This window comes from Micromonospora mirobrigensis (genome assembly GCF_900091555.1).
Taxonomy (GTDB): Bacteria; Actinomycetota; Actinomycetes; order Mycobacteriales; family Micromonosporaceae; genus Micromonospora; species Micromonospora mirobrigensis.
This window is the reverse complement of sequence record NZ_FMCX01000001.1, coordinates 863,961-876,370: the sequence shown is the minus strand read 5'-3', so window position 1 is coordinate 876,370 and position 12,410 is coordinate 863,961. Positions and strand designations below refer to the sequence as shown.

The 12,410-nt window shown below is 74.1% G+C and carries 13 protein-coding genes; 5 read left to right on the top strand and 8 right to left on the bottom strand.

From position 1 onward, the window contains the following. Positions 1 to 47 precede the first annotated feature (47 nt). From GA0070564_RS04165 to GA0070564_RS04155, 3 genes are all read right to left on the bottom strand, one after another. Positions 48 to 1,199, bottom strand: coding sequence for an Mrp/NBP35 family ATP-binding protein (locus GA0070564_RS04165; protein ID WP_091602662.1), 1,152 nt, complete (start codon positions 1,197 to 1,199; stop codon positions 48 to 50). 102 nt (positions 1,200 to 1,301) lie between these two features. Beyond that, positions 1,302 to 1,901 carry a DUF1003 domain-containing protein gene (locus GA0070564_RS04160; protein WP_091602659.1) on the bottom strand — a complete coding sequence of 200 codons (600 nt, stop codon included), beginning with the start codon at positions 1,899 to 1,901 and terminating at the stop codon, positions 1,302 to 1,304. Beyond that, a complete protein-coding gene (locus tag GA0070564_RS04155) occupies positions 1,894 to 3,180 on the bottom strand; it encodes a magnesium transporter MgtE N-terminal domain-containing protein (RefSeq protein ID WP_091604536.1) in 1,287 nt (428 codons plus the stop codon). The genes GA0070564_RS04160 and GA0070564_RS04155 overlap by 8 nt, the downstream gene beginning before the upstream one ends. Before the next feature lie 33 nt (positions 3,181 to 3,213). Here GA0070564_RS04155 and GA0070564_RS04150 point away from each other — a divergent pair, with 33 nt between their 5' ends. After that, positions 3,214 to 4,083: a PhzF family phenazine biosynthesis protein gene (locus GA0070564_RS04150; RefSeq protein WP_091602656.1), complete on the top strand. Its 870-nt coding sequence runs from the start codon at positions 3,214 to 3,216 to the stop codon at positions 4,081 to 4,083. A 272-nt stretch (positions 4,084 to 4,355) separates the two neighbouring features. Then, entirely contained in the window at positions 4,356 to 4,820 is a 465-nt protein-coding gene (locus tag GA0070564_RS04145) for a hypothetical protein (RefSeq protein ID WP_176730582.1), read from the top strand. 2 nt (positions 4,821 to 4,822) lie between these two features. On the opposite strand, the gene GA0070564_RS04140 is transcribed toward GA0070564_RS04145, so the two are convergent. After that, complete coding sequence (locus tag GA0070564_RS04140; protein ID WP_091602653.1) at positions 4,823 to 5,536, bottom strand: HAD family hydrolase; 714 nt, start codon at positions 5,534 to 5,536, stop codon at positions 4,823 to 4,825. A 100-nt stretch (positions 5,537 to 5,636) separates the two neighbouring features. Here GA0070564_RS04140 and GA0070564_RS04135 point away from each other — a divergent pair, with 100 nt between their 5' ends. Beyond that, positions 5,637 to 6,602, top strand: a complete 966-nt coding sequence (locus GA0070564_RS04135) for a DMT family transporter (protein WP_425412402.1) — start codon at positions 5,637 to 5,639, stop codon at positions 6,600 to 6,602. A gap of 51 nt (positions 6,603 to 6,653) precedes the next feature. Beyond that, entirely contained in the window at positions 6,654 to 8,819 is a 2,166-nt protein-coding gene (locus GA0070564_RS04130; RefSeq protein ID WP_091602647.1) for an APC family permease, read from the top strand. Here the strand turns inward: GA0070564_RS04130 and GA0070564_RS29730 are convergent. From GA0070564_RS29730 to GA0070564_RS04115, 3 genes are all read right to left on the bottom strand, one after another. Then, positions 8,809 to 9,459, bottom strand: a complete 651-nt coding sequence (locus GA0070564_RS29730; protein ID WP_091602644.1) for a hypothetical protein — start codon at positions 9,457 to 9,459, stop codon at positions 8,809 to 8,811. The genes GA0070564_RS04130 and GA0070564_RS29730 overlap by 11 nt on opposite strands. An 80-nt stretch (positions 9,460 to 9,539) precedes the next feature. Continuing rightward, positions 9,540 to 9,845, bottom strand: a complete 306-nt coding sequence (locus tag GA0070564_RS04120; protein ID WP_091602641.1) for a hypothetical protein — start codon at positions 9,843 to 9,845, stop codon at positions 9,540 to 9,542. A 48-nt stretch (positions 9,846 to 9,893) separates the two neighbouring features. Next, complete coding sequence (locus GA0070564_RS04115) at positions 9,894 to 10,718, bottom strand: SDR family NAD(P)-dependent oxidoreductase (protein ID WP_091602638.1); 825 nt, start codon at positions 10,716 to 10,718, stop codon at positions 9,894 to 9,896. Positions 10,719 to 10,844: 126 nt separating this feature from the next. On the opposite strand from GA0070564_RS04115, the gene GA0070564_RS04110 reads away from it, so the two are divergent. Beyond that, positions 10,845 to 11,801: an HpcH/HpaI aldolase/citrate lyase family protein gene (locus tag GA0070564_RS04110; protein WP_091602636.1), complete on the top strand. Its 957-nt coding sequence runs from the start codon at positions 10,845 to 10,847 to the stop codon at positions 11,799 to 11,801. A 52-nt stretch (positions 11,802 to 11,853) separates the two neighbouring features. Here GA0070564_RS04110 and GA0070564_RS04105 read toward each other — a convergent pair whose 3' ends face one another. Continuing rightward, the gene (locus tag GA0070564_RS04105; RefSeq protein WP_091602633.1) at positions 11,854 to 12,348 is read right to left on the bottom strand and encodes a DUF4190 domain-containing protein; all 495 of its coding nucleotides are present in this window, start codon (positions 12,346 to 12,348) and stop codon (positions 11,854 to 11,856) included. Positions 12,349 to 12,410 lie beyond the last annotated feature (62 nt).

The window sequence follows — 12,410 nt, the reverse complement described above, 5'->3', positions numbered from 1 at the left end:
CCACGACGAAGGGCACCCGCGATGCGGGTGCCCTTCGGGGCCGTTCGTCAGCGACCGGCGGGCTTCAGACCCAGCGGCTTGCCCAGCAGTGACTCCCGGCGCACGGCGAGCCGGTCGGCGACCGCGCCAAGCGCCTTCGACGCCGGGGCGTCCGGCTGGGCCAGCACGATCGGGATGCCGGCGTCGCCACCCTCGCGGACCCGGGTGTCCATCGGGATCTGGCCGAGCAGCGGCACCTGCGCGCCGATGGTCCGGGTCAGCGACTCGGCGACGGCCTCGCCGCCACCGGCGCCGAAGACCTCCATCCGGGAACCGTCCGGCAGCTCCAGCCAGGACATGTTCTCGATGACGCCGACCACCCGCTGGTGGGTCTGGAGGGCGATCGCGCCGGCCCGCTCGGCCACCTCGGCGGCGGCGGTCTGCGGGGTGGTGACCACCAGGATCTCGGCGTTGGGCAGCAGCTGGGCGACCGAGATGGCGATGTCGCCGGTGCCCGGCGGCAGGTCGAGCAGGAGGACGTCCAGGTCACCCCAGTAGACGTCGGCGAGGAACTGCTGCAACGCGCGGTGCAGCATCGGGCCGCGCCACACCACGGCCGCGTTGCCCGGGGTGAACATGCCGATCGAGATGACCTTCACGCCGTGCGCCTGCGGCGGCATGATCATGTCCTCGACCCGGGTGGGTGCGCCGTCGGCGCCGAGCATCCGGGGCACCGAGTGGCCGTAGATGTCCGCGTCGACCACGCCGACGGAGAGGCCACGGGCGGCCAGCGCGGCGGCCAGGTTGACCGTGACGCTGGACTTGCCGACGCCGCCCTTGCCGGAGGCGACCGCGTACACCCGGGTCCGGGAGCCGGGCTGGGCGAACGGGATGACCGGCTCGGCGGCGGCGCCGGCGCCACCGCGCAGCTTCGCCTGGAGCTCCTGGCGCTGCTCGGGGCTCATCACCCCGAAGTCGATCTGGACACCCGTCACGCCGGGGACGGCGGCCACCGCGGCGGTGATGTCGGTGTGCAGCTTGTCCTTCAGCGGGCAGCCGGCCACGGTGAGCAGCAGCTCGACGCGGACCACGCCGTCGTCGTCGATCGCGGCGGAGCGGACCATGCCCAGCTCGGTGATCGGCCGGCGGATCTCCGGGTCGTTGACGGTGGCCAGCGCGGCCTGGATCGCGTCGGAGACGGTGCTGACGGGTGCTGACATGACGGCAATGCTACGTCGGTGGTGATCCGGCGCCGCCGCTGGCGGGGCCGGGTGTGAGGGAATCGATGAACCGATCTGAACCGGACGCGGGGGACGATCCGCTCAGTGCTCGGGCCGGCCGTCCCGGGCGAAGTCGGTGTCCAGCTCGTCGCGGGGCTCGTCGAGCGGGTCGGCGCCCCGCTGTGCCCGCTCCTGCTGACGGCGTTCCAGCTTCTGCCGGCGCTGGCTCGCCTCGTCCAGCTCCTCGGCCAGCCGGGCCAGCTCCGAGCGGAGGAAGTCCCGGGTGGCGACCTCACCCATCGCGATCCGCAGCGCGGCGATCTCCCGGGCCAGGTACTCGGTGTCCGCCTTCTGCATGGTCGCCCGCCGCCGGTCCTCCTCCAGCGCCACCCGGTCCCGGTCCGCCTGCCGGTTCTGCGCGAGCAGGATCAGCGGCGCCGCGTACGACGCCTGGAGGGAGAGGATCAGGGTCAGGAACGTGAAGGTGTACGGGTCGAACTGGAGGTTCGCCGGGGCGAGGGTGTTCCACAGGAACCAGGCGGCGATCACCAGGGTCATGTAGACGATGAAGTTCGCCGTACCCATGCCCCGGGCGATCCCCTCGGACCAGCGGCCGAACGCCTCCGGGTCGAATTTGGGCAGCTTGACGCCCCGGGGCTCGCGCGGCTGGTCCAGCCGCTCGGCCCGCCGCTGGTCAGCCATGGGCGTCGTCCGTCGACTCGCCGGCGGAGCCCGGGGTCGACACGGCGTCCCGGTCCCGCCAGTCGCGGGGCAGCGAGTGGTCCAGCACGTCGTCGACCGTGACCGCCCCGACCAGCCGGTTGTTCCGGTCGATCACCGGCATGGCGACCAGGTCGTAGGTGGCCATCCGGCGGGTGATCTCGGGCAGCGGGGTGCCCGGGCGTAGCGGGTCGATGTCGTTGACCACGATGCCGCCCAGCATGTCGGCCGGCGGCTCGCGGAGCAACCGCTGGAAGTGGACCATGCCGAGGTAGCGGCCGGTGGGGGTGGTCATCGGGGCGCGGGCCACGAAGACCTGGGCCGCCACGGCCGGGGAGAGCGCGGGTTCCCGGATCCGGGCCAGCGCCTCGGCGACGGTGGCGTCCGGCGGCAGGATCACCGGCTCGGAGGTCATCACGCTGCCGGCCGTGCCGGAGCTGTACTTCAGCAGCTGGCGTACCGGGTCGGCCTCGTTCGGCTCCATCAGGTCCAGCAGCACGTCCTGCTCGGGCGGGGGCAGCTCGTTGAGCAGGTCGGCGGCGTCGTCCGGGTCCATCTCCTCGAGGATGTCGGCGGCCCGCTCCCGGTCCAGCGCGGCCAGGATCTCCACCTGGTCGCGCTCGGGCAGCTCGCTCAGCACGTCGGCCAGGCGCTCGTCGTCCAGGGCGGCGGCGACCTCGTTGCGCCGGGCGTCGGGCAGGTCCTGGAGGGCGTTGGCCAGGTCGGCCGGGCGCATGTCCTCCAGCACGGCGAGCAGGTTGGCGGTGCCCCGGTTCTCGCCGATGCCGCTGAGCCCGCGTACCCGGTCCCACTCGACCTGGTGCAGGTGCCCGCGCCGGCCGAGCCGGCCGGTCTGCTCGCGGACCGCCACCCGGGTCAGCGACCACTCGCCGCCGCGGCTGGCCTCCATCGCCACGTCGACCACCGCACCGGACTGGCCGCCGGGGTCGAGCTGCACCCGCCGGTCCAGCAACTCCTGGAGTACGAGCAGCTCGTTCGGCCGCTTCTCGAAGCGGCGCAGGTTGAGGGTGCCGCTGCCGAGCACCACGGCGTCGGGGTCGATGGAGGTGATCCGGTTGAGGGAGAGGAAGATCCGCCGGCGCATCGGCATCTCGGCGACCAGGCCGACGACCTCCGGCGGCCGCTGGGTCGGCCGGATACGTGCCACCGCGTCACGGACCCGACCCACCTGGTCACCGTTCGGATCGAAGACGGCGACTCCGGCGAGTCGGGCGATGTAGACCCGGGTCGGCGTGCTCACGGGCACCAGCCTAAGCGCCTACTGTTTATCAACATGTCGACCTTGGCCTACGAGATCGTGGACGTCTTCACCGACCGCCCGTACGCGGGGAACCCGCTGGCCGTGGTGTTCGGTGCCGAAGCGCTCGCCACCGAGCAGATGCAGGCGCTCGCGGTGGAGTTCAACCTCTCCGAGACGGTGTTCGTGCTGCGACCCACCCAGGTCGGCGCCACCTACCGGGCGCGGATCTTCACTCCGGCCGCGGAGCTGCCCTTCGCCGGGCACCCGAGTGTGGGCGCGGCGGTGACGGCCAGCCGGCGGGGAATGTTCGGTGTGGGCAAGGTCACCCAGGAGTGCGGCGCGGGGGTGCTGCCGATCGAGGTCACCGCGACCGGGGCGACCCTCACCGGGGGCACGCCCACCCTCGGCCCGGAGCTGGACCCGGAGCCGCTGCTGGAGATGGTCGGCCTGGCCGCCACCGACCACGCCGGCCCGCCGCCCCGGGTGGCCGGCTGCGGGCTGGAGTTCCCGTACCTGCCGGTGCGGCCGGACGCGGTGGCCCGCGCCCGGATGAACGCGGCGGCTGCGGAGCGGTACGGCGTGGAGCACGTCAGCGTCTTCTCCTGGGACGCCGACGCGCAAACCGCACACGCCCGGGTCTTCGTGCCGGGGCTCGGTGTCCCGGAGGATCCGGCCACCGGTTCGGCCGCCCTCGGACTCGGCGTCTGGCTGGTGGCCAGCGGACTGCTGCCCGGCGACGGCCGGTCGGCGTACACCGTCCACCAGGGCATCGAGATCCACCGGCCGTCGGTGCTGGCCTGCACGGTGTCGGCGATGGGCGGCGCGGCGGCCGGCGCGACGGTTTCCGGCCAGGTGGTGCCGGTGGCCCGCGGCGAGATCATGGTCCCGCCCTTCGTCGGCTGACCCGGACGTCCGGCGACGACCGCGGGCCGGGTGTCGTCGACGCCCTTTCGAGCTGATGTGGTGAACGACTCACCGGTCTTCGCGCAGCTGACCGTGCTGCCGGGACCGGCCCTGATCCGTCCATGACGTCAGCTCGAAAGGAACCGAGCGTCAACCCCACCCACCTGGTCGACGACCGGGTGTGGGTGTCCGGACCGGTCGCCGTGCGGGAGGATGCGGGGGTGACCGACGAGGTGGAGACCCGCGAGAGCACGCCGCTGGTGGACGAGGCGATGAAGAAGGCGGCCGTCGCCTGGGTGAGCGTCGCCGACGGGCCGGCGCTGGCGCTCTGGTGCATGCCGCTGGAGAACGCGCTCTTCGTGGTCAGCGGCCCGGGCGAGCAGTCCGCCCCGGGGCTGGCCGACGCCACCGAGGCCCGGGTGATCCTGCGCGGCGACCACGGCGGTCGGATCGTGGCCTGGCCGGCCCGGGTGACCCGGCTGGCCCCCGGCACGCAGGCGTGGGAGACCGCGGCGCCGCTGGTGGCCACCAAGCGGCTGAACGCCCCGGGCCCCGCCGCCGACCTGGTGGCCCGATGGGCCGCCGACGGCTGCGCGTTGACCCGGCTCGACCCGGCCGGCACCCCGGACGCCGGCACCGGCCTGCCGGACGCGTCGCTGGCCGAGGCGCCGCGCGGCGCCCCGGTGGTCCGGGTGACCCGCAAGCCGTTCCGGCTGCACCGGGTCCGCCGCCGCTGAAGTCAGCTCGTCGCGCAGGCGACGGGTGTCGCGGCCCGGTCGACCAGGTCCAGCACCTCGGTGAGCGAGTGCAGCACCGGGCCGGTCCAGTCCGGCTCGGCATCGAAGACCAGGTGCCCGGCCAGGTCCGGGGTGATCAGCCGGACGGCCGTCAGTCCGGCCCCCTGCGCACCGGTCAGCTCCCGGCTGCCCCCGTCGCCGACGTACAGGCACTGGCCGGGGTCCAGCTCCAGCCGCCGGCACGCCGCCAGATAGAGCGCCGGGTCCGGCTTGCAGCGGCCCACCTGCACCGAGAAGACCCGCACGTCGAGCAGGGGCGCGACGGCCAGCTGCGGCAGGAACGCCGGCAGCTCGTGGGTGCAGTCGCTGACCAGCCCGGTGCGTACGCCCCGGCGGCGCAGCGCCGCGAGCACTGGCACGGCGTCGGCGCGCAGCCGGGTGTCGGCGCGTACCGCCAGGTGCCGGGAGGCCACCGCCGCGCGGACCGTGCTCGCCGACGGGCGTACGCCGACCTGCGCGCACACCCAGCGCAGGCACGCCTCGGCGTCGCCCAGCGAACCGCTGGCCCGGCGGTAGTAGGTGCGGTCGAGCACCTCCGCCAGCCGCTCCGGGGAGCAGCCCAACAGCTCGGCGGTGGCCCGGTGCGCCCCACCCCGCCGCACGGCACTGGTCAACGTGCCGAAGAAGTCGAAGAGCACCGCCTGGTAGCTGGGCATGGGGGAGCGCCTCCGGGCGGTTGAGGGATGTCGTCGGCGCGGACGCGCATGATCGTAACGGAGTGCTGACGATCCGTGCCGTCCCCTGGTCGTGTGAGGATTGCTCCCCGTGCAGCCAACCCAGTCCCGCCCGCCGGTCGACCCGCTGACCGGCGCCGCCCTCCTGCTCGCCGTGGTCGCCGTCTCGTCCTCGGGACCGCTGATCGCGTTCGCCGCCGCGCCCGCGCTGGCGATCGCCTTCTGGCGCAACACCCTCGCCGTCGGGGTGCTCGGCCCCTTCTCGCTGGTCCGGCGGCGCGCCGAGTTCCGCTCGCTGACCGTGGGCGACGGCCGGCGGGAGGGCTGGTACTGCGTACTCTCCGGGGTGGCGCTGGCCGCGCACTTCGCCACCTGGATGTCCGCGGTGCAGCTGACCTCGGTCGCCGCGGCGACCGCGCTGGGCGCCACCCAGCCGGTCTGGCAGGGGCTGATCGCCCGCTGGCAGGGGCGACGGCTGCCGGGCGTGGTCTGGGTCGGCATCGGGGTGGCGGTGCTCGGCGCGGCGCTGGCCACCGGCGCGGACCTCGCCGTGTCGGGCCGCGCGGTCGCCGGTGACCTGCTCGCGGTGGCCGGTGGGATGTTCGCCGCGGTCTACACCGCGTTCGGCGAACGGGCCCGGGTGGCGATCAGCACCACCACGTACACCACCATCTGCTACGGGGTGTGCGGGCTGATCCTGCTGGTCGGGTGCCTGGCCACCGGGGTGCCGCTGGTCGGCTTCGACACCGGCACCTGGCTGGCGATCCTCGGCCTGGTGGCCGGCGCCCAGCTGCTCGGGCACTCGATGTTCAACTACGCGCTGCGCCGGATCTCCGCCACCACGGTCAGCGTGCTGATCCTGCTGGAGGTGCCGGGCGCGGCCCTGCTGGCCTGGCTCTGGCTGGGGCAGGCGCCCCGACCGCTGGCCCTGCCCGGCCTGGGGATGCTGGTGGTCGGGGTGGTCGTGGTGGTGCTCGGCGGCGCCCGCGCGGTCCGCCGCGGCGCACCGGTGCCGCTGCCCGCTGACCCCGCCCCCCTGGCCGACTGAGCTTGCCGAAACGGCCGCCGGGCGGGCGTGGGGTCCGCGACAGTAGCGGTCATGGGACGCGACGCCGACGACGACGGCACGGTCGTCACGCCGTCGGCCGAGTTCCCGCCGCTGCGGCCCGACGAGGTCGACACGCTGGGCCGGATCGGGGAACGCTGGCGCGCTCCCCGGCCGCCGGACGGGCTGCCGGTCGACCCGACCCTGGACCGGTACCGGGAACGGCCCACGGCGGGCCGGTTCGGCCGGCTGGCGCCGATCGAGCTGTTCGCCGTGCCGCCCCCGCAACCCGCCGGGCTCGCCCGGGCGGCCGGGGAACTGGTCGCCACCGAACCGGCCAACCTGCCGCGTTCCCGACCGGCCCGGGCGTTGAGCCGGCTGCGCCGGGTGGTCCTCGGCCCGCCGCTGCGCAGCTCGGCGGTGCTCTACGAGCGGATGCGCAAGCTGATCGCCCTGCCGATCCTCTCCTCCGACCTGCTCAGCTCCGTGGCGTACGGGCCGGAGGCGATGCTGACGGTGCTGGTGCTGGCCGGTGGGGGAGCGCTGGGCCTGTCGCTGCCACTGGCCGGTGTGCTGGTGGTGCTGATGGTCGCGGTCGGACTGTCGTACCGGCAGACCATCCCGGCATACCCGCACGGCGCCGGGTCGTACATCGTCGCGTCGGACAACCTGGGGGCGATGGCGGGGCTGACCGCCGCCGCCGGGCTGATGCTGGACTACGTGCTGACCGTGGCGGTGTCGGTGGCGGCCGGGGTGCACGCGGTCACCTCGGCCCTGCCGGGGCTGACGCCGTTCACCGTGCCGCTCGGGGTGCTGGTGATCGCCGTCCTGCTCGCCGGCAACCTGCGCGGCGTGCGGACCGCCGGCAACATCTTCGTGCTGCCCACGTACGCCTTCGTGGTCGCGGTCCTGGCGCTGCTCGTGGTCGGCTGGGGGCGGGCGGCCGGGCGGGGGTTCGCGCCGGTGCCGCCGCCCGCGGTGCCGGCTGCCGAGGGACTGGGTCTGCTGCTGGTGCTGCGGGCCTTCGCCTCCGGCGCGGTCTCGATGACCGGCATCGAGGCGGTCTCCAACGCGGTCCCGGCGTTCAAGCCGACCGAGTGGCGCAACGCGCGGACCACGCTGGGCTGGATGGTGGCCATGCTGGTGGTCCTCTTCGCCGGGCTGACCGTGCTGATCCACCTGGACGGGCTGGTGCCCCGACCGGAGGAGACCCTGCTGTCCCAACTGGGTCGGCTCACCTTCCCCACCGGCCCCTGGTACGCCCTGCTCCAGGCGGCGACCGCGCTGATCCTGCTGCTGGCCGCGAACACCGCCTTCAACGACTTTCCCCGGCTGCTGTTCTTCATGGCCCGTGACGGCCACGCGCCCCGCCGCTTCCTGCACATGGGGGACCGGCTGGCGTTCAGCAACGGGCTGCTCGCCCTCTCGGTCGCCGCGGCGCTCGTGTTCGTGGTGTTCGGTGGGCACACCGAGTCGTTGATCCCGCTCTACGCCGTCGGGGTGTTCCTGGCGTTCACCCTCTCCCAGGCCGGCATGGTGGTGCACTGGCGCCGCCGGCCAGGGCGGGGGTCGCGGCGCCGGTTGGCGCTCAACGCGCTCGGCGCGACCATGTCCGGGCTGGTTCTGCTGACCGCGGCGGCGGCGAAGTTCGCCCAGGGGGCCTGGCTGGTGGTGGTCGCGGTGCCGCTGCTGGTGCTGCTGTTCCACCGGATCCACCGGCACTACGCCACGCTGCACCGGGCGCTGGCGCTGCGTCCGCCACCGGTCGGGCCGGCGCCCGCCGAGGCCGCCGAGGGCGAGGAACTGCCCCAGCAGGTACGCCACCTGGTGGTGGTGCCCGTGGCCCGGCTGAACCGGGCGTCGCTGCGCGCCCTGGCGTACGCGGCGTCGCTCGGGCAGCCGACGCTGGCCGTGCACATCGCCCCGGAGGACGTCGAGGCGGACCGGTTCCGGGAACAGTGGCGGGCCTGGGGTTCGCACGTGCGGCTGGAGACGATCGTGTCGCCGTACCGGGCGGTGATCGGCCCGCTTGCGCACTACCTGGAGGCGTTGCACGCGGCCGGTCCGGAGCTGACGCTGACCGTGATCGTGCCAGAGGTGGTGCAGCGCCGGCGCTGGCACCGGCCGCTGCACAGCCGCGCCGAGCAGCGGCTGCGGGCCGCCCTGCGCCCGTTGCCGCAGGTGGTGGTGACCAGCGTCCCGGTGCACCTCACCGGTTGAGGAACTCGGCGAACTGCTCCTCGACCAGGTCGGCGACGGCCGCCGCGTCCCGGTCACCGTCCACCTCGATCACCCGTACGCCGAGCCCCCGGGCCCGGGCGGCGGCGTCCGCGGCGACCAGCTCGTCGCGGGCCAGGCGGTTGCGCAGCGCGCGGGCCGGGTCGCCGACCCCCGGCTGCGGGGCGGTCGCGCGGGCCAGCCGGTCCCGCTGGTACGCCCGGAACGCGGGCGTCGGCACCAGCACCACCATCTGTCGGGTCGACTCGACCAGCGGGGCGACCAGTTCGGGGCGCAGCCCCCACCCCTCGGCGATCACCCGGCGGCCGGTGACCAGCGCGCTGAGGTCGTCGAGCACCCACTCGAAGCGGCGGGGGAAGCCGGCCAGCGTCTCGGCGGCCATCCGGGCCGGGTCGGTGTGCACCCAGGTGTCGTCCGGGTGGGCTCCGGCGGCCGGCTCGCCCCGCCGGACCCGGTCGGCGGTACGCCGGTCGTCGTGCCCCCGGGCGTCGTGCCGGTCGTAGAGGTAGGCGGTCAGCCCGTGCCGCAGCGCCAGGGTGACCGCGAGGGTGGTCTTGCCGGCCCACTGCCCGCCGCCGATCCAGAGGGCGCGGCGGGCGGTGGCCAGGGGATCGAAGTCCATGCGTCGACCCTGGACCGGTCGACCGGCAAGATCAAGTCTTGTTCTCACCTGTCGGTCGTGATGAAGTGAGGGAGGAGGGGTCAGACGTCGTGGACCTCGAGGACCCGGGTGGTGGGCGCGTCGTCGCCGAGCGCGGCGCGCAGCGCGACCCGTTCCGGGTCCACCAGGAACGCCTCGTAGCCGGCCCGGTCGGCGAACCGGATCAGGTGCACCTCACTGCGCCCGTCCGCGGTCCGCAGCCGGCGCTCCAGCCGCCCCCGGTGCCGCCCGAGCAGGGTCAGCACCGCGTCCTCGTACCGCCGGCCGGCCTGCACCCCGGCCATCTCCACCAGCGCGACCAGCAGCAGCTCCGCGCGGTCTTCGCCCGTTTCGTTCCCCGTCGTCATGCCGCGAAGTATGGCAAGCGCCGGCCCGCCCCGGTGCCCCGGAAATGGTCAGCCGTCGATGCCGACGGCCTTGGCGCTGGCCGTCCAGAGCCGCGCCGCCAGCGCCGGGTCGGCCGCCTTGCGCAGTGGCCGGCGCGGCCGCCGGTCGGCGTAGTAGCCGCCGTCGACCAGCCGGGACGGGTCCTGCCCGGCGAGCCAGACCAGCGTCTCGGCGCCCTTCTCCGGGCTGCGGAACGGCAGCAGCCGCATGCCGAGGGCGACCAGTCGGCTGTCGGCGCCGAACCGGGTCCGCACCACCCCCGGGTGGAAGCAGTACGCGGGGATCTGCGGCCAGCGGCGGGCCGCCTCGGCGGTGAACAGGATGTTCGCCTGCTTGCTGGTGCCGTACGCGCGCATCGGCCGGTAGCCGCGCAGCTGGCCGTTGAGGTCGTCCGGGTCGAGCCGACCGCTGCGGTGCGCGCCGGAGGCGGTGACCACGATCCGGCCCACCCGGTCGGCGAGCAGGTTGCTCAGCAGGAACGGGGCCAGATGGTTGGCCTGGATGGAGAGCTCGAAGCCGTCGACGGTGGTGATCGGCTCCAGCACGATCGCGCCGGCGTTGTTGGCGAGCACGTCGATCCGGTCGTACGCGGCCCGCAGGTTCTCCGCCAGCCGGCGTACGTCGTCGAGCACCGCGAAGTCCGACCGGAACAGCTCGGGGCGCTCGCCGGAGGCCTCGCGTACCCGGTCGCCGGCGGCCTGGAGTCGGGCCGGGTCCCGGCCGACCAGCACCACCCGGTCGCCACGGCGCGCCAGCGCCTCCGCGGCGGCCAGGCCGATGCCGGAGCTGGCCCCGGTCACCACCACGGTCCGCCGCCCAGTGAGATCTTCCACAGGTCCATTCACCCCGGTCACGGCACGAGGTTACCGTGGCGTCACAACGCCCTTTGGGATCGTTAAGTTCTCACATTCCGCCAGGTGGCGTCGGCGTGCCCGCCGGACGCTGGAAGGAGCGCATCCATGGCCGCTGTCGGTCGCCCCCGCCGGTCCTGCCTCGCCGTACCGGGTTCCAGCGTGAAGATGCTCGGCAAGGCCCAGGGCCTCCCGGCCGACCAGGTCTTCCTCGACCTGGAGGACGCGGTCGCCCCGCTGGCCAAGCCGGACGCCCGCAAGAACATCGTCGCCGCGCTCAACGAGGGCGACTGGGCCGGCAAGACCCGGGTGGTCCGGGTCAACGACCTGACCACCGCCTGGACCTACCGGGACGTCATCGAGGTGGTCGAGGGGGCGGGCGCCAACCTGGACTGCATCATGCTGCCCAAGGTGCAGAACGCCGGCCAGGTGCAGTGGCTGGACCTCACCCTTACCCAGATCGAGAAGACCCTGGGCCTGGAGGTCGGCCGGATCGGCATCGAGGCGCAGATCGAGAACGCGGCCGGCCTGGTGAACGTGGACGCGATCGCCGCCGCCTCGCCCCGGGTGGAGACCATCATCTTCGGCCCGGCCGACTTCATGGCCTCGATCAACATGAAGTCGCTGGTGGTCGGCGCGCTGATCCCGGACTACCCGGGCGACCCCTACCACTACATCCTGATGCGGATCCTGATGGCCGCCCGGATGCACGACAAGCAGGCCATCGACGGCCCGTTCCTCCAGATCCGCGACGTCGACGCGTTCCGCGAGGTGGCGAAGCGTTCGGCGGCGCTCGGCTTCGACGGCAAGTGGGTGCTGCACCCGGGCCAGATCGACGCGGCGAACGAGGTGTACGCGCCGGACCAGGCCGACTACGACCACGCCGAGCTGATCCTCGACGCGTACGAGCACTACACCTCGGAGGCGGGCGGCCGGCTCGGCGCGGTGATGCTCGGCGACGAGATGATCGACGAGGCGTCCCGGAAGATGGCCCTGGTGATCTCCGCGAAGGGGCGGGCGGCCGGGATGACCCGTACCTCCACCTTCACCCCACCGCAGGGGTGACCCGGAACGCGTGACGTGGGCCGTCCCGGGCGACCGGGACGGCCCGTTCGCGTCAGGAGCCGGACGTGACCGGCGACTGGCCGGAGGCCCACACGAAGAGCACCACCAGCGCGATGGTGGCCAGCACGGCGATCGCGGTGGTGATCCAGCCGATGATGATGCCGGCCGTCGCGAAGCCCTCGCCGCCCTCGCCCCGCTCCCGGAGCTGCCGGCGCGACGAGTAGCCGAGGGCCAGGCCGACGATGCCGAGGTAGCCGCCGAGGCCGTAGCCGCAGAGCCCGAGCGCGGCGACGATCGAGACCACCATCGAGGCGATGGCCAGCCCGTTCTGCGGCGGGCTCGGTCGGTAGCCAACCGGCGGATATCCCGGCGGCGGCTGGCCGTACGGGTCGTAGGTGGACTTCGCCCCCGCGTACGGGTCGCCGGGCGCGGGCGGCAGCGGAACGGCGCCGCCACCCATGGGCAGGGTCGGGTCGGCGGGCGGGGTGGAGTGCGGGCCGGGTGCGGCCGGCTCCGGCCAACCGGCGTTGGGCGGGGGATAGCTCATCTGTTGTTCGTCCGTTTCGGGTAGGGGTGCGCGCGGTCAGGGTAGCCATCGCCGGCACACCC

Coding starts and splice junctions, on each gene's coding strand:
- GA0070564_RS04110 (WP_091602636.1), top strand. CDS start 10,845: ATGGCCGCTGTCGGTCGCCCCCGCCGGTCCTGCCTCGCCGTACCGGGT.
- GA0070564_RS04165 (WP_091602662.1), bottom strand. CDS start 1,199: ATGTCAGCACCCGTCAGCACCGTCTCCGACGCGATCCAGGCCGCGCTG.
- GA0070564_RS04150 (WP_091602656.1), top strand. CDS start 3,214: ATGTCGACCTTGGCCTACGAGATCGTGGACGTCTTCACCGACCGCCCG.
- GA0070564_RS04140 (WP_091602653.1), bottom strand. CDS start 5,536: ATGCCCAGCTACCAGGCGGTGCTCTTCGACTTCTTCGGCACGTTGACC.
- GA0070564_RS04130 (WP_091602647.1), top strand. CDS start 6,654: ATGGGACGCGACGCCGACGACGACGGCACGGTCGTCACGCCGTCGGCC.
- GA0070564_RS04145 (WP_176730582.1), top strand. CDS start 4,356: ATGAAGAAGGCGGCCGTCGCCTGGGTGAGCGTCGCCGACGGGCCGGCG.
- GA0070564_RS04105 (WP_091602633.1), bottom strand. CDS start 12,348: ATGAGCTATCCCCCGCCCAACGCCGGTTGGCCGGAGCCGGCCGCACCC.
- GA0070564_RS29730 (WP_091602644.1), bottom strand. CDS start 9,459: ATGGACTTCGATCCCCTGGCCACCGCCCGCCGCGCCCTCTGGATCGGC.
- GA0070564_RS04160 (WP_091602659.1), bottom strand. CDS start 1,901: ATGGCTGACCAGCGGCGGGCCGAGCGGCTGGACCAGCCGCGCGAGCCC.
- GA0070564_RS04120 (WP_091602641.1), bottom strand. CDS start 9,845: ATGACGACGGGGAACGAAACGGGCGAAGACCGCGCGGAGCTGCTGCTG.